At 40.7% G+C, this 23,534-nt stretch carries 18 protein-coding genes and 1 tRNA gene; 15 read left to right on the plus strand and 4 right to left on the minus strand.

What is annotated here, in order from left to right; all coding sequences use genetic code 11:
• Position 1: 1 nt before the first annotated feature.
• The 3 genes from M3P07_RS10445 to M3P07_RS10455 all read right to left on the minus strand — a co-directional run bounded on the left by M3P07_RS10445 (position 2) and on the right by M3P07_RS10455 (position 3,251).
• Entirely contained in the window at positions 2–526 is a 525-nt protein-coding gene (locus M3P07_RS10445) for an RNA polymerase sigma factor (RefSeq protein ID WP_249969855.1), read from the minus strand.
• A 248-nt stretch (positions 527–774) separates the two neighbouring features.
• Positions 775–3,012: a ferrous iron transport protein B gene (feoB, locus tag M3P07_RS10450; protein WP_249969856.1), complete on the minus strand. Its 2,238-nt coding sequence runs from the start codon at positions 3,010–3,012 to the stop codon at positions 775–777.
• Positions 3,009–3,251 (minus strand): FeoA family protein, encoded by a 243-nt coding sequence (locus M3P07_RS10455; RefSeq protein WP_249969857.1) that lies wholly within the window; start codon positions 3,249–3,251, stop codon positions 3,009–3,011. Before M3P07_RS10455 ends, feoB begins: the two co-directional genes overlap by 4 nt.
• 232 nt (positions 3,252–3,483) lie before the next feature.
• Here M3P07_RS10455 and M3P07_RS10460 point away from each other — a divergent pair, with 232 nt between their 5' ends.
• A complete protein-coding gene (locus M3P07_RS10460) occupies positions 3,484–4,788 on the plus strand; it encodes a M60 family metallopeptidase (protein WP_249969858.1) in 1,305 nt (434 codons plus the stop codon).
• A gap of 16 nt (positions 4,789–4,804) precedes the next feature.
• On the opposite strand, the gene M3P07_RS10465 is transcribed toward M3P07_RS10460, so the two are convergent.
• Positions 4,805–5,482, minus strand: coding sequence for an SCO family protein (locus tag M3P07_RS10465; protein ID WP_249969859.1), 678 nt, complete (start codon positions 5,480–5,482; stop codon positions 4,805–4,807).
• Between the two features lie 152 nt (positions 5,483–5,634).
• Here M3P07_RS10465 and rseP point away from each other — a divergent pair, with 152 nt between their 5' ends.
• From rseP to M3P07_RS10535, 14 genes are all read left to right on the plus strand, one after another.
• Positions 5,635–6,969, plus strand: coding sequence for an RIP metalloprotease RseP (gene rseP, locus M3P07_RS10470; protein ID WP_249969860.1), 1,335 nt, complete (start codon positions 5,635–5,637; stop codon positions 6,967–6,969).
• Positions 6,970–7,033: 64 nt separating this feature from the next.
• Positions 7,034–7,107 (plus strand) — tRNA-Asn (locus M3P07_RS10475).
• 570 nt (positions 7,108–7,677) lie between these two features.
• The gene (gene rpsU, locus M3P07_RS10480) at positions 7,678–7,872 is read left to right on the plus strand and encodes a 30S ribosomal protein S21 (RefSeq protein WP_249969861.1); all 195 of its coding nucleotides are present in this window, start codon (positions 7,678–7,680) and stop codon (positions 7,870–7,872) included.
• Entirely contained in the window at positions 7,865–8,599 is a 735-nt protein-coding gene (locus tag M3P07_RS10485; RefSeq protein WP_249969862.1) for an NYN domain-containing protein, read from the plus strand. Before rpsU ends, M3P07_RS10485 begins: the two co-directional genes overlap by 8 nt.
• Before the next feature lie 16 nt (positions 8,600–8,615).
• Positions 8,616–9,482, plus strand: coding sequence for a sigma-70 family RNA polymerase sigma factor (locus M3P07_RS10490; protein ID WP_249969863.1), 867 nt, complete (start codon positions 8,616–8,618; stop codon positions 9,480–9,482).
• 405 nt (positions 9,483–9,887) lie between these two features.
• The gene (locus M3P07_RS10495) at positions 9,888–10,322 is read left to right on the plus strand and encodes a MarR family winged helix-turn-helix transcriptional regulator (protein WP_249969864.1); all 435 of its coding nucleotides are present in this window, start codon (positions 9,888–9,890) and stop codon (positions 10,320–10,322) included.
• Positions 10,323–10,421: 99 nt separating this feature from the next.
• Positions 10,422–11,201, plus strand: coding sequence for a hypothetical protein (locus M3P07_RS10500; protein ID WP_249969865.1), 780 nt, complete (start codon positions 10,422–10,424; stop codon positions 11,199–11,201).
• A gap of 11 nt (positions 11,202–11,212) precedes the next feature.
• Positions 11,213–11,743, plus strand: a complete 531-nt coding sequence (locus M3P07_RS10505) for a cytochrome b (RefSeq protein WP_249969866.1) — start codon at positions 11,213–11,215, stop codon at positions 11,741–11,743.
• A gap of 12 nt (positions 11,744–11,755) precedes the next feature.
• Entirely contained in the window at positions 11,756–12,166 is a 411-nt protein-coding gene (locus M3P07_RS10510) for an antibiotic biosynthesis monooxygenase family protein (protein ID WP_249969867.1), read from the plus strand.
• Positions 12,167–12,279: 113 nt separating this feature from the next.
• Positions 12,280–13,056, plus strand: coding sequence for a UbiA prenyltransferase family protein (locus M3P07_RS10515; protein ID WP_249969868.1), 777 nt, complete (start codon positions 12,280–12,282; stop codon positions 13,054–13,056).
• 208 nt (positions 13,057–13,264) lie between these two features.
• Positions 13,265–15,271 carry a DUF4091 domain-containing protein gene (locus M3P07_RS10520; RefSeq protein ID WP_249969869.1) on the plus strand — a complete coding sequence of 669 codons (2,007 nt, stop codon included), beginning with the start codon at positions 13,265–13,267 and terminating at the stop codon, positions 15,269–15,271.
• A 4-nt stretch (positions 15,272–15,275) separates the two neighbouring features.
• The gene (locus M3P07_RS10525) at positions 15,276–18,623 is read left to right on the plus strand and encodes a glycoside hydrolase domain-containing protein (RefSeq protein ID WP_249969870.1); all 3,348 of its coding nucleotides are present in this window, start codon (positions 15,276–15,278) and stop codon (positions 18,621–18,623) included.
• A complete protein-coding gene (locus M3P07_RS10530) occupies positions 18,620–19,321 on the plus strand; it encodes a fibronectin type III domain-containing protein (protein ID WP_249969871.1) in 702 nt (233 codons plus the stop codon). The genes M3P07_RS10525 and M3P07_RS10530 overlap by 4 nt, the downstream gene beginning before the upstream one ends.
• A gap of 75 nt (positions 19,322–19,396) precedes the next feature.
• Positions 19,397–23,425: a two-component regulator propeller domain-containing protein gene (locus M3P07_RS10535; RefSeq protein ID WP_249969872.1), complete on the plus strand. Its 4,029-nt coding sequence runs from the start codon at positions 19,397–19,399 to the stop codon at positions 23,423–23,425.
• The last annotated feature ends 109 nt before the right edge of the window (positions 23,426–23,534 follow it).

Raw genomic sequence — 23,534 nt, forward strand, 5'->3', positions numbered from 1 at the left:
TCTAATTGGACTCCAGATAAATTACCCGGAGTTTTTTTAATATTCTGCTTACTCTGGTCTTTAAGGCGCCGGGAGTGCTTCCCACAATAGTGGCGAGTTCCTCATACCTGATTTCTTGGTACCTGTTAAGGATGATCAGCTCCCTATCTTCGGCGTTGAGCTTGTCCAGTGCATTTTGCAATTGGGAATACTCTTCCTGTTTGTCCTGCTCATTGTCCGCCTGCCTATAGTCCAACACCTCTATGGGGTCATGAAATTTGTGATCTCGGGTAAAGTGGGTCTTCAAATTGTTTCGGGCAATGCTAAACAACCATGAAACAAAAGCTCCCCCTTTATAGGATCCCCGGTACCGAATCAGCTTGTAAAAAACATCCTGTGTCAAATCCTCACTCAGCATGGCGTCCCTCGTCATTTTGAACAAATAATTGTACACATACTTGTGATGTCTGTCAAAAAGAACCTTGAGTAAATCAAGATTGCCTTCCGCCACCTTTTGCATCAGTATTTCATCTGAAAGCGCTTCCAAAGAGGTTTTTTAGCTGATTTAGTTAACCTATATAATCAGGAAATTAAAAAAGGTTACATCCTATTGAAAAAAAAATAAGGGAAAAAGAAGAAAAAGTAATCAATTGCACCCGCAATCGTCCGGTCCGCAAGATTTGGAGGCTTTCCTTTTGCTGGGCACCAAGGATTTTGGCAAAAGAAACTTCCAAGCCAAATACCCAACGGCGATGGCTAGGGTAACATAGACCAATATGTGCTGAACGGTATCCACTAGTTTAGGATTTGAAAGGCGGTCAATGCAACAAGATACGCAAAAACGCTCATGAAAGCTAGTTGGATCATGGGCCAACGCCAGCTATTGGTCTCCCGCTTTACAATGGCCAAGGTACTCATACACTGCATGGCGAAAGCGTAGAAAAGCATCAGTGAAATCCCGGAAGCTAAATTAAACAAGGGCTGCTTTCCTGTTTCATCGAGTTCGGCGGCCATTCTATTTTTAATGGTCTCCTCTTCATCACTGCCCACACTATATATAGTGGCAAGAGTTCCAACAAATACTTCTCGTGCAGCAAAAGAGGTTAATACTGCAATACCAATTTTCCAATCGTAGCCCAAGGGCTTTACAATGGGTTCAATGGCCTTTCCTGCATACCCAATATAGGAGTGTTCCAATTTATAACTGGCTATTTCCTGATTACGGGCACGCTCCATTAATTGGGCTGTAAGCACTTTTAAGGAATCTTCGCTGATCCTGGGGTCAGGCAGTCTTGATCCATCCGTTGCTTCACCCTTGATATTGGTGATATGGGCATTGATGTTATTTTGGATGTAATTCTGACTATAGGGACTGAGGCCTTCGGTATCAATTCTTTGGTTGACGATTTCCTCAGCATTTTTGAAATCTTGCGAATGACCATTGGAACCCAGAAACCATAGAATTATGGAAATGGCCAAGATGATTTTTCCGGCCCCAAAAACAAAACTTTTTGTTTTTTCGAGAACCGTATAGGCCACATTTTTGATCAGGGGCAAACGGTAGGTGGGCATCTCCACCATAAACAGGGAACGGCTTCGGATTTTCAGGATTTTGTTGAGTACGGAAGCCGAAAAAATTGCCATTCCAAAACCAAGCAAGTACAACAACATAAGGGTAAGAGCCTGATAGCTCAATCCCAAAATACTACCTTCCGGAATGACCAATGCGATTAAAATCAGATAAACGGGCAAGCGTGCGGAACAGGTGGTGAAGGGTGTAACCAAAATGGTAATCAGCCGTTCTTTCCAATTTTCAATGGTACGGGTAGCCATAACGGCGGGGATGGCGCATGCGGTACCAGAAATCAATGGGACCACACTTTTACCACTAAGTCCAAAGGGTCGCATAAGCCTATCCATTAAAAACACAACCCGGCTCATGTAGCCAGATTCTTCCAGCAAGGAAATAAACAGGAAAAGAAAAGCGATCTGGGGTATAAAAATGACAATACCCCCAATCCCGGCCAGAATTCCCTCTGCCAATAAATCGGTGAAGACCCCAGGCGGAAGCGTATTTTTGATCCATTCCCCCGCAGCGGCAAATTGCTCATCGATAAAATCCATGGGATAAGTGCTCCAATCAAAGATGGCCTGGAAAATCAATAACAAAATGGCAAAGAAGATAAGATAACCAAAGACTTTGTGGGTCAAAATTTTGTCCAGGGAAGCCCGTAGGCCTTTGGCCGCATTTAGATCCACCTTATAGGTTTCCTTAAGGGCGCTATTGATGAACTGGTATCGGAGCACGGTTTCCCTATGCTGCAATTTTTTAAGCTCTTCCTTGGATTTAGTGGTAAAGGAGGTAGCGTCCTTTATCCGCTTTTTTTCAATAGGCATGAAGTTTACATCTTGGGTGATCACCATCCAAAGCTTGTATAGATCTTCATCGGGAAAAGCCTTCTGCAATCGGTCAAAATACTCAGGAGCAATTCGGGAAGTATCAAGATTTGGACTGTTGGAAAGGGACCCATAATCTGCAATAAGTGATTTGATTTGGTCGATACCGCTTCCTTTTCTAGTACTTACCAAGGCTATTTTGGTATCCAATTGCCGTTCCATGCCCTCAATATCTAGTGAAATCCCTTTTCTGGACATACGGTCTGCCATGTTGATGACCAGTATTGTAGGAATTCGAAGGTCTTTTATTTGGGTAAAAAGAAGTAGGTTCCTTTTAAGGTTCTCTACATCGCTGATCACTACGGCCACATCGGGAAAATCCTTATTGTTCTTGTTAAGGAGAAGCTCCACCACCACACTCTCATCCAAGGAAGTGGTGTTGAGACTGTAGGTTCCGGGCAGGTCTAAAATAGTGGCTTTGGAACCATCGGGAAGCTTACAGCTGCCCTGTTTTTTTTCCACAGTGATACCGGGATAGTTCCCCACTTTTTGCTTTAGGCCCGTTAGTTGGTTAAAAACCGAGGTCTTTCCGGTGTTGGGATTGCCAATAAGTGCAACGTTAATGCTCTTGCTCATTTGGAGGTGGGATCTTCTTGGATATCAATTTCAATCTGCATGGCAAGGGACCTTCGTATTGCAATATGACTGCCGTTTACATTAATGTATATGGGATCGTTCAAGGGTGCCACTTGGACCACTTCAACGGTATTGCCGGGCAAACAACCCAGCTCCAAAAGTTTAATGGGAAGTATGGAATCTGAAAATTCCTTGATGATACCTTTCTGTCCAAGGCCCAATTCTGCGACAGTAATCACTTTTTTTATTTAGATTGATTTTAAGTAGGGCCAAATTTAGCACAAAAAGCTTCAAAAAGAATCGAATAACGCAATGTTAATAGTTAAATTCATCCCTTTTGGACATTATTATTTATTTGACAGCGAAAATGCACCAATAAAAAGTCTGTTTTGAAATTTGTCGATCGCCTTTTTTTTAATCATGGATTGGCAAATAGGCACTAAAACATAAAAAGCAAGTATGAGATTGTTAATGGGTTACCTAATTGGGATGTTATTTTTGTTTGGTTGCAATAAATCAGACAGCGGTGATATTACCGAGGAAGTTGAAATGCCATTGGAAGAACCTATTGTCACCATTTTGGAGGTGGACGAAGAATTTCATGGGACCATGGAAATGGACAGATTGGGAACTAACCAACCCATAGCAGATTTTGTTCCAGTGGGTATTTCGGTCGACCCCAATGAGCAATTGCAATTACAGGTCGAACTCGTGGATGGAAGTACCTTACCTAGTGTTGTGCTGGGAACCTATTCAAGATATGTTGAGTTTTGGAACCCCCAAGAGATGCAGTTGGCTGCCGGTGCCAATTCCATTGTCAATAATTCAACCAAATCAAGATTGGTATATATCCGGTATGTGGGAGATGTTCCCGATTCCAAAGCCATGATTACCATTACAGGCGGGAAAAAAATCCCTTTTTTCAAATTAGGGGAAACGACGAATACGGTTTTTGTCGATATGTTGGACTCATGCGATGATTGCCAAGACGCCCAACTATTTGGAAATAAAAGTATAGTTGTGGCCAGTGTGGCCAATATGAAGAAATACAAAAACCAGGACTGGATGGCCCTTGTGGAAGCAATCGACAAGATTGCGGAAATTCATGCAGATATTGATGGATTGGACGCCTCAGCTCCCGTGCATGTACCCAATCGAAACCGCTATTTACTCACCGAATCGGATGATCCGGAGTTTTGGATGGCAGCGACATGGTACAGGACTTTTTACAATCAAGATGCTGCTATAGATTTTGTCTTGGACATTAATAAACTCAAAAATGATGGCTGGGGACCTTGGCATGAATTGGGACACCAACACCAACTGGGTAATCTTACATGGGATCAGGTAGTTGAGGTTACCGTTAATATCTATTCCCTTGCCGCGGAAAGACATTTTGGCCATGAATCAAGATTACAGCGTGATAATGTGTGGGCATCGGTAGACGATTATTTTAATTTACCGCTGGAACAGAGGGACTACAACGGAAATGTAGGTCTTTTTGTTCGATTGGCATTATATCAACAATTGTGGTTGCAATACGGCGATGATTTTTTTAAGAACCTGCATAAAAATACAAGGGAAGAGCGTGCTGTATTGGCCGGAAATGAAGAAAAGATGGCCTATTTTATGCTGAAGGCCTCAGAAGTTTCGGGGAATAATCTAAAGGATTTTTTCCAACAATGGGGATTTGTATTGGAGGACGCACATTTCGATGCCTTGGATGCTCTAGGTCTTCCCCAGCCCACTTTGGATTTGACCACATTAAGAGATTAAAATTTAGAAGGATTATTTATGGATTGTTGTAACTGTCTTTCAGAATTTTGAGGTCATTGAGCAATTTTTCAACATCCTTTTTATTCGTCCCATCATAAAAGCCTCGAATTCTTCGCTCTTTGTCCACTAGGATAAAATTTTCCGTATGGATCATGTCATATGGTCCGCCATCCCCGTCTGTCTTCACGGCCAAGTACGATTTTCGGGCCAGCTCATAGATTTGCCGCTTATCACCGGTCACCAAGTTCCATTTGCTATCAATCACCCCTTTTTCCAAAGCATATTTTTTAAGCTGGGCAACAGAATCGATATCAGGGGTTACCGAATGGGACAGCAAAAGCACATCGGAATTGTCCTTGATGGAGTTTTGGATTTCAACCATATTTTTTGTCATGATGGGACAAATGGTAGGGCAGGTGGTAAAGAAAAAGTCTGCGATATAGATTTTGTCCTGGTAATTTGCCTGTGTAACTACTTCACCATTTTGGTTGATGAGCTCAAAATCGTTAATGGTGTGGTACTTCTTTTTGTAGTGCAAGGTGCTGTCCACCAATTCCTGGTTCACCATGGACGGCTGAAAAACTGGCAGGGTTTTTTTAGGTTGCAGCGCATTGTAAAACAGGTAGATGATCACCGCGGAGAGGCCCAACAACACAGCACCGAAAAACTTGAATTTGGAAAAAAAACTCTGCATGGCGCAAAATTACGTTTGAAGCCAAGAATCTTCAAGTTAAAATGGGAATTTGTTCCTAAAACTTTCTTAAATACGCCCATTGCCCAAAATCATCTTTTTATAAAAGGCCTAAAAGCGTACTTTTGTGGGCTTAATATAAGATATAGAAGCTAATGGATCTTTTTACACAGATCGTAATGTTTATAGTAATCATCTCAGTTTTGGTGATTTTGCACGAGTTGGGTCATTTTCTTCCGGCAAAATATTTCAAGACCAAAGTGGAGAAGTTCTACCTCTTTTTTGATGTCAAATTTTCCCTGTTCAAAAAGAAGATTGGGGAAACCGTTTACGGTGTAGGCTGGTTGCCCCTTGGTGGCTATGTAAAGATTGCCGGGATGATCGATGAGAGCATGGACACCGAGCAAATGAAGGAAGAACCCAAACCTTGGGAGTTTAGAAGCAAGCCGGCTTGGCAACGCTTGATTATTATGTTGGGTGGGGTTACCGTGAATTTTTTGTTGGCCTGGGTCATTTATACTGTTGGTTTTGCCAATATTGGGGAGACCTTTATTCCTGTAAACAAGATTGAACACGGATTGCATGTGGATCCTGTCAGTGAAAAAATTGGACTCAAAACCGGGGATAAAATACTGGAGATAGACGGGAAAAAAGTTGAAAAACTGGATAAGTACCTGTCTATGGATATTTTGTTCGGGGACGAGATCAAGGTATTGCGTGATGGGCAGGAAATGATTGTGCCACTAAGTGATGAAGGCAAAAAAGCCGCCCTGGAAAGTAGAGGTAGGCAGTTTATCGTCCCTAGATATCCAACCTTGGTCATCGGGGTTGTTTCGGATAGTTCCAATGCTAAAGAGGCCGGTATCCAGATTGGGGACAAATTGGAAAGAATCAATGGCCAGGAATTAAATTTTTGGGACGAGGTCACTACCCAAATTAACGGGAATAGGGGTCAAACCTTGAATGTGGATTTAACCAGGGATGGAAGATTGGTGAATCTCCAAGTTGAAGTACCAGACAGTCTTCCAGTGGGTATTGCCCCGAATAGGGACATAGCCCGGGATCAGTTGTCCATCACCAAAGAATTCAGTTTTGCCTCGGCCATTCCTAGAGGGTTTATGGAGACCATCAATGTGTTGGTTCGCCAGGTAAAGCAATTCAAATTGATATTTAACCCGATAATTCAGGGATACAAACAAGTAAAAGGGCCAATAGGTATTGTGGAGCTGATGCCCACGAGTTGGGATTGGGGCTTTTTCTGGGGTTTTATGGCGATGTTCTCGGTATGGTTGGCGTTTATCAATGTATTGCCCATACCTGCATTGGACGGGGGCCATGTAATGTTCCTGCTCTATGAAATTATTAGCGGACGACCTCCTAGCCAGAAAGTTTTGGAAAGGGGCCAGATAGTTGGCTTTGTGATATTGATGGGCCTAATGGTGGTAATTTTTGGGAACGATATCTGGAATATCATCAAAAGGTTTATTTAGCATAAATTTGTTTGTAGCGTTTTAAAGAAACAGCTATATTTGCACCCGCTTAAGGTAAAAATATTCCTCCTTAGCTCAGTTGGTTAGAGCATCTGACTGTTAATCAGAGGGTCCTTGGTTCGAGCCCAAGAGGGGGAGCAGGCATAGCCCAGTAAGTATTATTCTTACTGGGTTTTTTGTTTTCCCACTTCTTCTTTATTCTACATTTTGTCCCAAATCCTTTAAATTAAGATGCTTTTGAGAGTACTTTTTTAAATAGGATATAATACCTTTTGAAGTTTGCTTTCTTCTTGTTTGGTCAACAACATCTCATGATTGTGTAATGGAATGTGACGAGGTGGGTATTTCCCATAAGGACTTTCCTTTTGGGTTCCGGTGGGGTCATATATAGGCCTCTTAGTCCAATAAACTTTCCAAATATTCCCTAAAAATATCCTATTGTGGATTATTATACCTTTCTTTACAAAACATCCGTGGACATAAGTCTCACTTGTCTTTAAATATAAGATAGCCCTCTCTAAATATTCCGAATCACCAATAGGGATGCTTTTCAATTATTTTTTGCCTGTTATTCTTTCCAGGTTTATTAATGGTACATCAATGTGATCAATATTGCTTTCATTGGTATCTAGTTCATTCTTGATTTCATGGGGATTCTATTGTAGGATTTTCTACTATGAAAATCTGATTTCATATTAAAAGACACATATGCTAAAAATAAAGATTGTGCCAGGTGAAAACATTGAAAGGGCACTTAAGAAGTACAAAAGAAAATATCGGAACACTCAGGTATTGAAACAGATCAAAAACAACCGAGAATTCACAAAGAAATCTAAGTTGCGCCGGGATACAGTAGCAAAAGCCGTATACAGGGAAAAGTACTTGAGATTGGATAATGAATAATGACCTAAACCTTGCTGTCCTAATAGACGGAGACAACATCCCCTCGAAATACATAAAAGAAATGCTGGAGGAGATTGCCAAATATGGAAACCCCAGCATTAAGAGAATCTATGGGGATTGGACCAAGCCAAGTTTGATCAAGTGGAAAAATGTCCTGTTGGAGTATGCAATTACTCCAGTACAACAATATGGCTACACCACCGGGAAGAACTCCACGGATAGTGCGATGATCATTGATGCCATGGATATACTTTATTCAGGCAAGGTTGATGGATTTACCTTGGTTTCCAGTGATAGCGACTTCACTAGGTTGGCCATAAGGTTAAGGGAAGCGGGGATGATCGTTTTTGGTATTGGGGAAAGAAAAACACCTAACCCGTTCATTGTGGCATGTGACAAGTTCATTTATCTTGAAATATTGCAAAAACCGGAAATTGGGGATTTTAGCACATCCACAAAGCAAGCGAAAAGCAAGGTCGATAAGGTAACACCTAAGGTCGTTAACCTCATTCTTTCAACAATTTCCGATGTTGAGGATGATGAGGGTTGGGCTTATTTGGGAGAAGTCGGTGCACTTCTGTTAAAAAAACAACCAAATTTTGATGCAAGAAACTATGGGTTTAAGAAACTCACTCCCTTGATAAAGTCCATTGAAGAAATAGAAATTGGACAAAGAAAAAACCCAAAAGGAAACGGTAATCTAATTTATGTAAGAGGGGTGACATAATTTATAAAATAATGCTATGAGGCCACTTTCTATTGCAAAACAGGTCACTGACAGAGGTGGCGAATCCTTAAGTAGATATCTAGTCGAAGTTGGCCGCATCCCAATGATCACTGAAGATGAAGAAGTCGATTTGGCTGAAAAAATAAGAAATGGTGATACTGAGGCCCTTGAAAAATTGGTAAATGCAAATTTGAGATTTGTTATTTCGGTAGCGAAACAATACCAAGGTAGGGGGTTGAGACTGCATGATTTGATCAACGAGGGCAATCTAGGTCTTGTCAAGGCGGCCACAAAGTTTGATGAGACACGTGGATTTAAGTTCATTTCATATGCAGTCTGGTGGGTACGTCAGGGGATATTGCAGGCTATAACCGAAAACTCAAGAATCGTCAGACTTCCATTGAACAAAATCAATGTGATAAACAAAATCAACCAAGTATGTTCTCATTTTGAGCAAACACACCAACGAATGCCGAATGCGGAGGAGATTTCTGAACTGATAGATGTGGGAATCGCGGAAATAAAAATCTGTTTGAAACATTCATTGTGGCACATCTCCATAGATGGTAACAAGAATCATAAGGAAGGGGAAAATGCGCTGGCCGATCGCCTTTCTGCAGGTATTTTAGAAAGTCCCGAAGTCAGTCTAATTGCAAATTCCTTAAAAAAGGATGTGAGCGATTTTTTAGGAGTCCTTTCGCTTCGTGAATCATATGTAGTCAGGATGTATTTTGGAATAGGGGAAGAAGCCCCGCTTATGATGGATGAAATTGCCTATAATTTGGAACTGACCAAAGAACGTGTCAGACAAATTAAAACAACTGCCCTTGAGCGGTTAAAGAAAAACTCTAAAAGCAATTTTTTGAAAGACTATTTGGGATAATGATTAGTTAACCAATTACTCCATTTTATCCCATTTTATGTCCCATATATTTTATATTGAGTTCAACTGTTTGATGCCATTTTCCGTTGTTAAATACTATAAATAAAGAAAATGTAGTTTTAAAAGAGATTTATGGAATTGCACTAAAATCAATAATGGTACCCCAAGAGGGGTGGCATGGCGAGACAAAACCATCCATGAAAATGGGCGGCTTTTTTCTTTTTGCACTTTTCTTGCAAGAAGTTTATCCCAAGAGCAATTTACGGGAGCTCAAGAGGGGTGGGAAATAAGGTCATTAAACTTGAAAAACAGTATTTTTTTATTGAACCCCTTTTAGAATTCAATGGTTCCTATTTCCCATTGAACTTATATATTTGTCGTGTGAATTAATAACATGACAAATAAATGGAATCCTTTTTAGATCAATCGGCCGGATATCTAATAAATATGACAGCGCTCTTATTGAAAAGGGAAATGACGGGGGCATTGAGCAGAAACAACATAAATGTCACACCGGAACAATGGGCCATTTTAAACAGACTGAGTGAAAATTCGGGGCTATCGCAGAAAGAGGTTGCAAAACGTACATTCAAGGATAATGCGAATATCACCCGTATATTGGATAAATTGGAGAAAAAAGGATTGGCAAAACGCCAAATGGATGCCAATGACCGTAGGGTATGGAAAATCCATATCACCAAGGAGGGCAAAAAGGTTCGTGATCAGATAGAACCCCTGGCAAAAGAGATATTGCAAAAGACAACGCTGGGAATTGATCCTAAAGATGTTCAAACATTTAATGCTGTGGCCAAAAAAATGCTAGAAAATTTGGGGCAATAATTTTTTCATATATATTTGTCATAGCAAATATTGTATTTAACTATAATTGTTATAACAATGTGTTGCTGTATTTAATCCCTCTAAATAGTTATCGGAATCATGATTTTGAAAAAAAGTGTTACACTAGTATTTTCTATAGCAGTACTATTTTCATGTAAAGAGAAAGCCAAAGACAGCGCAAAACCAGATGAGGTTGTAGAACCCAAAGAGGTGGAATCAACTGATTCTACCGTGGGAAGACAGAATTATGCCATTGCATGGAAATGGGCAACTGATAACAAACAACTTGTAGAAGATAACCTTGTAGTAATAGCCGATGAGGTAAACCAACTTTGGAAAGAGGATATTGTTGTAGACGCATACTATGATTCCAATGCAAAAATTGACAAGTTCGAATATTTTCCGAATGTCTTTTTCTTTCTAAAAGCCAAGTCCGAGAAGGAAGCTTCAATTATCCTGAATAAACTAACCCTTGTAAAAAAAGGAATAGCATCTTATCAGATATACCCTGTCGGACTTAAATGGATGGGCAGAGATCATGTTGATATCCAAGAAAAAGGAATTTCCAACTCCTTTGCAGCAGTCTGGACATCTGATAATTGGGAGAATACTACGGATAGTCTGACCAAATCACAGGCAGATACCATACTAGAACTATGGAACGATGGAAGTATTGAAAATATATACTTTGACATAGAAGGTACCCAAAAGGCCAACGATAAGACTGATTTTGTGTTTTTCATTAATACGAATTCAGAAAAGGAAGCAAAGGAACTATGTGAGAACCTTCCCTTTGCCAAGAATGACATTGCTTCTTTTGAACTATTCTCGGTCGGGGTGTTTTGGTTAGGCAATTACGAAGAGTTCAATCAGAATTAGAAATAAAACATATGAAAAGAAAAATCCAGAATAATCTGAGTCAAAAGTATAGTAGAGGTATTATTGCCATCCATTGGATAACGGCATTACTTATACTTGCTTTGTTCCCTTTGGGGAAATATATGTCCAGTCTTGAACCATCCGAGAAAATGGGCCTACTAAAGATTCATGCTATTTTTGGGGCTGTTGTTTTTTTTCTTACACTTTTAAGAAGTTATTTCTTTTTTAAATCCAAACGACCTAATGACCTAAAAACTGGCTCCAAATTCAATGATAAACTAGCGGTCTTGATTCATAACCTATTTTATTTTTTGTTGATTGGAATTGCCCTAGCAGGCTTTGCAGTGATGGTTCTCGGGGGATATGTTGATGCTCTAAAATCCGGAAACCTTGATTTAATTCTATCAAATACAGAGCTAGCTTCACTCAAGGCCCATGGATTATTGGCCACTATCATGATGATATTATTGGTGCTTCATGTTGTAGGAGTGATGAAGCATTATCTATTGACTAAAGAAAATACTTTAAAAAGAATCCTATAAAGAGAATAAACAATGAATGTATTTATAAAGATCTCAAGAATACCCTTTGTTTCAGTTTTGTTATTTACAACGGTTTCCTGTTTGAACGAAGATGTGCAAAAGAGTAAATCGACTGCAGACACGGATAATGCCGATCATATTATTCTGATAAACCCATTTGAAGTGCCCGACGGAAAATTGCAAGGATCCGTGACATATTGGGAAGCTTGTAGAGACTTTCTTAAAAAACAGCCCGGTTACATTTCAACAGAACTACATGAAACAATAAAGGATGATGCCAAGTTTGAGTTAATAAATGTAGCCGTATGGGAAAGTCCAAAAGCTTTTGCGGAAGCGAGCAAGAAAATGGCAAAGGAATTGGGGGTTACACCGCCAGAAGGGCTAAGGGCCAATCCGTCACTGTATACAGTAATCAGGGACTAAAGGTTACGTATTCGTATTCTATGATTATCGAATGAAAAAAAAAATTCGGTAATCCAAACCTTTCCATTGTATTGTTCAAGGTAGTCCTTACATACATCGTCCACCTAAATTTTGTGATTGCCATATCCGCGGGTATTCTTGCTTCTGGGATTGCCAACGTCTTCAATCTTGAGAGTTATTTGCAATATGGATTTTTCGCTTTTTTCTCCACCTTATGTGTATACAACGGTCAACGAGTAGTCAAAGCAAATACCGAAACAACCTCACCTTGGTTAAAGTGGGTGGGTGAGCATACAAGGCTAACAATTGCTCTGAGCATTATAAGTGGGTTGATAGGGGCATATTTTTTCATTCGGTTATTGAATGATGTAATGCCATTGGTTTTACTGCCAATGGGAGTCGCCGTAATTATATCCGTGTATTATGTAGTTAGAATGGGAGGAAGGAATCTACGTGAATTACCCCATCTTAAAATTCACGCCATAGCATTTACATGGACTGTTATAATGGTTGTATTTCCAATAATTAATGAACAACTTAACGAATGGGAAGTATTCAAGTTTTTCATTCCAGCGCACTACATCTATTTTATTGCCGTAGCCATTCCATTTGATATACGTGACTTAAAACACGATTCGCCATCGCAGCGTACCATTCCACAAGTAGTAGGTATTCGTAACGCCAAAATCATATCAATTGTATTATTGGTCCTTGTTTGCGCACTTATTGGTGCAATTTCCTCCTTTTCTTTGCTAAGACCTTTGTTTGTTTGTGCGTTTTTAATCCAAATATTTTTAATTGCCTTCTCCTCAAACAAAACAGATTTTTATTACTCCATCTTTATAGACGGTGCTATTGCAATATTGGGATTGAGTTATTTAGCCAAATGACCCAAAATCGATGATACTGGACCTTCTTGCAATATTCCACCAAGACAATGACTATTAACGAATATGTAAGAAAAGGGAATGTTGGATAACTTTTCCTTTGTAGGGAGTACTCTAAAAACCAGCCCACAGGCATTTTTATCCCATTTCATGGCAATCTAGGGTCAATTACTAATTTACCTTCCCTAAATTCTTAAAATTCCACCATTGCATGTTGACAGAGGGCTATTTCTTTGAAGGCATGCGATTACAACATTATTATAACTTCTTTTTGCTCCTGCTGACGCTGTATGTAGGCTCATGTGATGTAAAATCAAACTCCCAATCTGTAAACAACACAGATTCTGAAAAAGTCAAAAATCCTCCGGAATGGTTAAAACTGAATGTGGATGAGGCTCTTCCGGATGGGAATTTGGTAACATGGGTGCCAACCGGCAAATTCGGCACGTCTTCGTTGATAAAAGTTCCGAGATATCCTAGAAGCTACAGTTCGGAGGAGTTGGATGAAAATCCAGTTTTTCGGGATTTTGGCATTACTCCCTTAAGCATACAGGACACGCTAAAACTATCTGGGGTTAGAAATGAACAAATTTCTGCCCAATTGGCAATTGCATCAAGAAAAAATGTATCCAAAATAAAGGTTAAAGTAAATGATATGATGTCGGTAGATGGCGGAATCCTCTGGGAAAAAAACTGTAAGGTGAGGGTTGTGGAGTATTTACCGGTTGCCAGGGCACGAAGTGAATATGTTTGGTCGCCTATGATGGAAGAAATTATTGGGGAAGAGATTACAGGTAATATGAACCCCAATGTAGTTGCAGATGCTTTGGTTCAAAAGAATTTGGAGTTTTTGGAATCCTATACGGCCCAACCCTTTTGGTTTACTTTTTGGATTCCCAAAAACACAAAACCTGGAATTTATAAAGGAACTGTTTTTGTGGAAACCGCTGAATTTGGCGAAACGAAATACCCCTTGCAAATTGTCGTCAGGAATCAAGTATTGCCCGATGCTGACGCGTATAACTTTCATTTAGAACTTTGGACAAACCCAAGTGCTATTGCTGAGTATTATGGAGTTGATTATTGGTCGGAGTCCCACTGGAGTTTAATCGAAGCATATTTAAAAGATTATGCTAGCAGAGGAGGTAAAACCATAACCACAACAATAATTCACGAACCCTGGCACAAGCCATGGCTCAACAATTCCACAAGGTCGCAGACCGCTTTTGGTTATAAGAGCATGGTGACTTGGATAAGGGAAAAAGGGCGTGGATGGAGATTCGATTTTTCCATTTTTGACAGATATGTAACCCAATCGAGGGAAATCGGAATCAAAGGAAGTATCAACGCCTATTCCTTGACACCATTTTTAACCAAACAAAAAATACTTTTTTGGGATGAGCAAACGGCATCACAGAAGGAACTACACTTGGAGGTTGAAGACCCGGAATATGCACAAATATGGAAAGCTTTTCTAACCTCCTTTAAAAATCATTTGAAAGAAAAAGGGTGGTACGGAGAAACTTATTTGGGGTTTGATGAAAAACCGGAAGAAGTACTGGAACGAGTAGTTTCCATTATCGAGGACTCAGCGCCTGAATTGCTGGAAAGAATTGTCGTTGCAGGGCATACCGAGGCTTCCGATTACGCAAATAACCTATCGGTTTCCTACATGTTTTTTCCAGGTCAACCTTTGGAGGGACAAGGAAAAGTGCCTGTAGACCATGCCATAAAGCTGCGACAAAAAGCGGATAAGATCACAACGTTTTACCTCTGTGCAGAACCTGCGCATCCGAACACCTTGACTTTTTCCCCGGCGATTGAGAGCCGGTTTATCCCCTGGTTGGCACTTAAACACGGAACAGACGGATATCTCAGATGGGCCTATAACAACTGGACTCCTGACCCATTCAAAACTCCAGTTTTTTTGCACACCCAAGGAGATGATTACTACGTATACCCAGGAAAAAATGGCCCCATTTCAAGTATACGATGGGAATTGTTGAGAGAGGGAATCGAAGATTATGAGTTGTTCCGAATTATTGAAAATAGTGGGGCTACTTCATTGGAAAATCTTCAGAAAGCGATTGAATTGGCTACAAGAAATCAAGATGGAAGATATAAGGTTTCCGAAGACATGATAGAAGCAAGGGAAATTCTTCTCAATAAACAACTAACTCCGAAGAGTATCCTACTCTCAATGAACAAGAAAGAATAGCAACATGGGCAAGAAATGTTTTTATTGTGTTTTACTGTGGGTGCTATTCTTTTGCCTTGTACCTTCTGTGACTATAGGACAGGAAATAAATGGATCTTTCACTTCCAAGTTCAAGAGGTACCATAAAAATGAAGCCTTTTCGGGTACTCAGAACCAGGATTGGAATGCAGTCGCTTGGAAGGGTGATCGATTGCATGCCCAGATTGTAGTGTGGAGCGATGTTGATATTAATGGGCTATCCTATAACATAAGTGATTTAAGCAGTGGAGGGAATGTCATCGATTCCTCAAATATTCAACTGCGCTTTGGTAAATACATCAAAGGTGATCCAGACGCACGAAGCTGTGGAGAATACCCAAATCACACAACTTCCATTGAACTTGTTGATGCGCTGGATGACCAAATAATCACCAACCTAAATCCTTCTGACCCCATAAAACTTTGGTTGTCAGTGGACATTCCTGAAACTACGAAGGCGGACTCCTACACAGGAACCTTAACAATCAATGGTGGAAGTTCACCCTTAGTATTCAACATATTGCTCGAAGTGGTCAACTTTACACTTCCAGAAGTCTCCGATTGGGGTTTTCATTTGGATTTATGGCAATTTCCAAGCAACATTTTGGATAAATACAATACGGCTAATCCTGGGAACCCAATAACGATATGGTCCGACGAACATTTTGCCCTCTTGGAACCAGCATATCGTTTGTTGGCAGACACAGGGCAAAAGGCCATTTCGGCACATATTAAAGAAGGGGGGCTTGGTGCACCATCCATGGTTCGATGGATTAAAAAGAATGACGGAACATGGGAATACGATTTTACGGCATTTGAAAAATATGTGACCACCTTATTGTCTTGGGGCATAGTGGAGCAAATTGATTGTTTTTCCCCAGTGGGCTGGAATCAAGAAGTAATTCCCCATTGGGACGAAGCAAGCAGCGCCATGGTAAACCTGAGCGCACCGCTGGGATCCCCAATCTACAATACAAGATGGAATCATTTTTTGACCGCTTTCAAGACATTTTTGGAAAGCAAGGGATGGTTTGAAATCACGGTACTTTATCTGGATGAAGTGGAGCAGGATAAACTGGATGATGTCTTTGCTATGGTGAACAGCAACCATGCAGATTGGAAAATAGGCATTGCCCACACTAAAGTATTGTCAGCGGCCAACAGCGATAAACTGTATGACGCCTCGGGCATTTTGGGCACTGCATCTTCAACTGGGCGTGATGGAAAAATCTCAACCTTTTATACGAGTTGCACCCAAAAACGTCCTAATAGCTATGTAACTCCCGAAAATAGCTTGGCTGAGATGACATGGATGGGTTGGCATGCGTCTAAAGAAAATTTAAATGGCTATCTCCGTTGGGCCTACGATAATTGGCAGTTGGCAGACCCGTTGGATGCACGTGACGGAGCACATACCGCTGGGGATTTTGCCTTGGTGTACAGAGCGTCCAACAATAGTCCATCAGAATATTTACCAAGTTTACGATTGTTGTTGCTACGGGAAGGAATACAGGATTTTGAAAAAATTAAAGCGCTCAAAGCCCATTTGGAAGCGTCCACTGACCCCCAAGATCAAGATAAACTCAATGCCTTTATGACTATAATAGATCAGTTTGGTCCAAATAGCGGGGTAGGTGCAGCATCCTTGGTAAGGGAAGGCCAACAAGCTATTGCAGAAATTACAAAGGGCATATTTTCCTATTGTAGGGTTAATGGAGGGTCCAATTCCGATTATTATGTCAGTGGACTTACCTCTTCCGGAGGCGATACCAATATAGATTTCAATACCAGCACTTACCCGATTGATGGTTATGAGCATCATTCCAGCACGAAAGTGGGCGCGGTTCCTGGATCTACCTTTACCCTTAGCCTAACCAATTCGACGGCTTCAAATTGTGCTAGAACTTCCCTTTGGATAGATTGGAACAACGATGCTAATTTTGATAATGACGAAAAGATATTTACGGGTGGTAATGCTTCTTCATGTGATAACATGAATACCTACGACCTAGATGTAACGGTCCCTCAGCATATTGAACAAGGCATAAAACGTATGCGGATTCAGGTGCGCGATGCTGATGATGACGAACCTCTGGCGTGTGGAATCATCAACAGAACCGGAACAGCCGATTTTGATATTGAAGTGCTTGATGTGTATTGTTCGCCACAAGGCGGAACCAACAAAGACTATTTTATCGTCGATTTACGAACAACAGGTGGGAGGGATTCCAATATAAACTTTAACTCCAATGGGTTTCCTAAAAATGGATATCTGCATCATACACTTTCCAATGTTATTATTGAGCAGGGAGATACATTCTTTCTGCATTTGGAAAATTCCCAAGGCGCAAACTGTGCACGCACCAAGGTTTGGATAGATTGGAATGGAGACCATGATTTTGGAGACCTTGGAGAGTTGATTTATAATGATGATATTTTCCAATCGTGTGAAAACGCTATCAACAAATCGATTGAAGTAGAGGTGCCAGTTGATGCGGTTGTAGATACAACTAGAATGCGAATTGGAATGCGCGACGCTTGGCTGGCAGAACCGGAGGCTTGTATGATAGGGGATTTTAGCTCGACCTTTGATTTTGACGTGGAACTAAAAAAAAAGCCATTCAACCTGGGCGAGGATAATTTTACCATAAAGACAATCGGGGAGACTTGTCAAAATAAGGATAATGGTAAGCTCGAAATCAGGTCAGGGGCCGCATTCAATTTTAGGACGACCATCAATGGTGATGAATATGTATTTACCGAGTTCTTACAAGTTGATGCGTTAAAACCGGGAACCTATCAGTTTTGCTTAACATTACCTAGTGAACCAAATTTTGAACAATGTTATGAGGCCTTAATTTCGGAAGCACCTGAAATATCTGTAAAGACCACCTTGCACCAGTCTCACGGCAAGACAGTGGCCAGACTTCAAATAGAATCTGGAACCCCTCCATTTACCATTAAAAAGAACAATCAAGTAGTTGGCATATCCTTATCCGATTATTTTGAATTGAATGTACAGCACGGTGATGTTCTCTGGGTAGCTACAGACAAACAGTGCGAGGGCAATTTACAACACAGTGTTTTTATGCCAAACCAAATCGTCGCATCCCCCAACCCGACCCAAGATTCGGTTCAGATTTATGTTCCGGATTTCCAAGTTGGGCACATTTGGGTCGGGGTCACCAATTTCAATGGGCAACAAGTACTGTCAAGACAGGTGGAGGTCAATTCGGGAGTTGCAAAAGTGTCGTTGGGGCATCTTCCTTCTGGAGTGTATTTTATGGGCATTGATGATGGCATCGTCAAGACATTTAAATTGGTTAAGCAATGAAATCATTACTTGAATATTTTGGCAAATGTTGGACGATTGGGTTCTTTCTATTTACGTCTTGCAGCAGTGGAGAAGATGCAACACCCCCTCGAGAAAATCGAGTGCCTTCGGCCCCAAAACTGGTATACCCTACCAATAATTTGCTTTGCATCAACAATGTGCTCACCTTCGATTGGGAGGCGTCTACTGACCCGGATTCAGACGGATTAACCTACGAGGTACAGGTAGCTACGGATAATCAATTCTCAACCCTAGTGCATTCGGGTAACACCAATAGCACTGAACGCGAAATCACGTTACAAAAGGGCACAGCACATTACTGGAGGGTTGGGGCGATGGACACTAATGGAGGCAAAAGTGAGTATTCAAATGTTTGGCAATTTTTTACTGAAGGGGAAGGCCAGCAAAACCATTTGCCTTTTGCCCCAAGTTTGATAAGCCCAGAAATGGACAGCGTAACAAGTACAAATTCGGTTGTGCTACAATGGTCTGCTTCCGATGTTGATGGAGATGAATTGGTTTTTGATATCCACTTTGGGACGGACACTTCCCCAAACAGGATTGCGACTGCACAAAGTGAAACCAATTTTACCCTAAACGATCTAAATGCAGACACAACATACTATTGGAAGATTGTAGTAAAAGATAGCTTTGGAGCATCGACAATCGGCTCTATTTGGAATTTTACCATCCCTTAACTATATGTCCTCTAGTGCACAATGTACTTTGGACTACCTTATGTAAATTTATAAAGGGAACAAATTTTGGAACAGGTGAAGCGTATATGCACAACCATATCGGTTTTGGTTTTCCTGGGCTCAATATGCCTTGGACAGCAAGACCTACGCTTTATAAATTTGGGAACGGACAATGGATTGTCCAATGGCAATGTGACAGCCATAGTTCAAGACAGCATTGGATTCATATGGATTGGGACAAAAAATGGTCTAAATCGTTATGACGGCAAACACTTTAAGATCTATACCCAACAGAACAGTAGTTTATCGTCCAACGATATTTCCGACATGCTGCTCGACCGATTTGGGAGAATATGGGTAAGTACCATTGGGGGTGGTATTAGCAGGTATGATGTATCCCTCGATTCATTTGTTGCCTATAAACAAGAAAAAGACGATAATTCCCAAGGATTACATTCGAACATCGTCCATACTTTGTATCAAGATCGCCAAGGATATGTTTGGGCCGCCACGGAAGGGGGTTTGAGTCTTTTTGACGAGAAATCACAATCCTTCACTACTTTTCTGAATTCCAATGTTACTGGGGACCTACATTCAGAGGCCAACAATATTTTGAGCCTCTATGAGGACACGAAGGGAACGTTTTGGGTAGGAACGAATGGTGCTGGAATTTTTCTTTTTGACCCAAATGAAAAGTACTTTTCAAAATATGGTAGCCTACCATACAATGAATCCTTGGATTATGTTTTGGACATCATCGAATTAGGGTTTGACAAGTTACTGTTGGGAACTGGGGGAAATGGACTCGTGGGGTTGAATACCAAAGAGGAGACCTTATTCGACATTTTTGATGAAAATAAAATGGATGGACCCCAGATTGTTCGTGCTTTCTGGAAAGATAACGAATCCAATATATGGATAGGTACCGATGGGGATGGACTTTACCAAATGTTACCCGATGGTAGCATAAAAGGACATTTTCTTAAAGACAACCAGTTGCCATCTTCTCTTGCGAACAACTCCATAAATACAATTTTTCAGGATAATCAACAAAATCTATGGTTTGGAACTGCATGGAGGGGTGCAAGTGTCTGGAAAAAACAGTCCGAAAATGTATTGCGCTATTATAGTGATGGCATAGGATATGATTCCCAACCGGTACTCTCGGTTTTTGCCGAAAGAGAACATTTGATGATGGGGCTTGATGGCGCAGGATTGAGTGTTCTGAACATGTCCAATGAATATCCAAAAAACGTGCATAAGAATCCAGTTTTGGGAGCGGGGGCTAGTTTTATTCAATGTATTATACCTTGGAAGAAGAATCAATATTGGTTGGGAACATTCACCAATGGATTGTTGTTGTTTGATAAAGAAAAGGGAATTCAGGCCCAATACAGGAGGGATGGTGCCAAGAACTCCATTCCCTTCGATGATGTAAGGGATATTGTAAAACTTCCTTCGGATGACTTATGGATTGCCACTTGGGGTGGTGGTGTTAGCTATTTCGATGTGCAAGAACAACATTTTACGAATTATAAGTACAGTCCAAACACCATTGGCTCTTTGAGCAACGACAATGCCATCGCCCTTCTTAACGACAATGATTACTTATGGGTGGCGACTCACGGTGGAGGATTAAACAGATTTAATAAAGCAGAAAAAAGGTTCAGGAGTTTCCGACATATTGAAAATGATTCCACATCCTTGCAAAGTGATTATGTTTTTTCAGTTATACAAGCACAGGATAACAACTTATGGTTGGGCACGAAAAAAGGGCTTTCGTTATTTGATAAATCAAAGGAGACATTTACCAACTACGTTATTGGCAATAGCATCAATTCCAATACCGTTATCAGCATTGCAACAGACCATAATGGTGGGCTATGGATTGGTACCAAAAGTGGGATTTTCAAGTTTGATCCTAAAACTGGAAGATCCATTGCAGTTCCCGACACCAAAACGGAATTTCATATAAATGCAGTTTGTTTGGATGCAAATGGGAATATATTCTTTGGAGGTATCGATGGCGTAACATCCATCAATACTACCGTGTCCATGATTGAGGCAGAGAACCCACCAATTGTATTTACCGATTTTATGCTATTTAATGAAAGTCAGTCGGTATCCAAGGAAGGGGTGTTGTCAAAAAATATTGCTATCAGTGAAAAGCTTACGTTAAAACCAAATCAAAATGTTTTTACCCTGGGTCTTGCCAACCTTCAATTTCCCATTGCTTCTGCCATGGGTTATGAGGTGAAAATGGAAGGTTTTGAACAGAAGTGGAGGAGTATTGGCCAACAAGAAAGTATAACATACACCAATTTATCTCCAGGCAACTATACGTTTCGAGCACGTTTACAAGGTTTCCCGCACAGTACGGGCAAATCCATACAGATTAAAGTTTTGCCACCATTTTGGAGAACTTGGTGGGCATATATTGTGTATGCCCTTATGTTTGGCACTTTGCTATGGACATACAGGCACTATACCCTTCAATGGGCAGAGATAAAAAACAACCTTAAAACCGAAAAGTTAAGACGGGAAAAAGAAGATGAGGTACATAAGCTGAAACAGCGCTTTTTTACCAATATATCGCACGAAATTCGAACGCCTTTAACATTGATTATGGGCGCTTTGAACAACCTGGTCAAAACCAATTATAACGCGAACGAGCAAAAACAACTAAATGCGGTTAAGTACAGTGCCAACCGGTTAATGACCCTGGTGAATGAATTGTTGAACATTCGAAAATTGGAGACAGGAAACATGGACTTGCAAGTGACAGAGAACAATTTGGTTGTCTTTGTCCAAGAAATTTTTGTGGCCTTTTCGCAACAAGCCATAGCCAAGAACATTAATTACAAATATGTGCCGAAAACCAAAAATTTAATGGTTTGGTTCGACAGGGTGCAATTGGAAAAGACCATTTACAATGTATTGACGAATGCATTTAAGTTTACTCCCGAGGGAGGAAAAATTGAAGTGTTGGTCAAAAGAGTGGGCGATTTTGGGATGGTCACAGTAAAGGACTCGGGGTCGGGAATTCCAGTGGAGCAAGTTGCCCAAGTCTTCGAGCGCTTCTATCAAAATGAAAATGGAATTGCCGATAATATTGGTTTTGGCATTGGTCTTTCCATTTCAAAAGATATTGTTGAAATGCACGAGGGATCTATTTCCGCCAGGAATCGGAAGAACGGGGGCAGCTCCTTTGAGATTAAACTACGACTTGGGAAAAATCATTTTGGAGCCGCCCAAATTATAGAAGACGCAATGGACGTAGACCACACGGATCATTACCAAGCCATTACCTCGGGAGAATTGAAGAATACTGATGCCAAGGAGGGCATCACAATTCTGGTGGTTGAGGATAATACTTATTTACGGAAGTTTTTAGTTGAGCTTTTATCAAAGGAATACAGCGTTTTGGAAGCAGAAAATGGTAAGGTTGCATTGGATTTGGCAAGGGAACACCTTCCCGACTTGGTGCTTTCAGATATCATGATGCCTGAAAAAGACGGCGTTTCCCTGTGTTATGATTTAAAAACCAATATGTTGACCAGTCATATCCCTGTGGTTCTCCTCACGGCCCGTGATATGGTCGAGAGCATTATGGAAGGCTATGAAACAGGAGCTGACGATTATTTGGTAAAGCCTTTCCATGAGGGGGTTCTTAAAACAAGAATCTGGAATTTGCTCAACAACCGGAAACAGCTAAGAGAGCACTACGTGAATGTTACTTTGTTGAACCCAAAAGAAGTAGCTTTTACATCACCAGATCAAGAATTTTTATCCAAACTCCAAAATATTCTAGAGGAAAAGCTTGACGAGTCCGAATTTCATATAGACAGCTTGGCACTGGAAATGGCAATGAGCCATTCCAGTATGTACAAGAAATTAAAAGCGCTAACCGGAATGACTTTGGTGGCTTTTATCCGGGATTTTCGATTAAAGCGTGCAGCCCAACTCTTGCAACAGCACAAATATGCCATTGCAGATGTCAGCTTTAAAGTGGGTTATACCGATAGCAAACATTTCAGCAGGGAGTTCAAAAAGAAATTTGGCAAAAATCCATCCCAGTTTGCCAAAGATCATAGTTCCACCTAAAGAAACCCACTTTGCCATCTGTTTGGGCAACAATTCCACCTTCAAACTCCTACAACTGTATATAAATAAGCACTTTACGAGAATACCCCCCTAAATTTCCTATTTCCCT

Origin of the sequence: Flagellimonas myxillae, assembly GCF_023502235.1 — a bacterium.
GTDB lineage: Bacteria > Bacteroidota > Bacteroidia > Flavobacteriales > Flavobacteriaceae > Flagellimonas > Flagellimonas myxillae.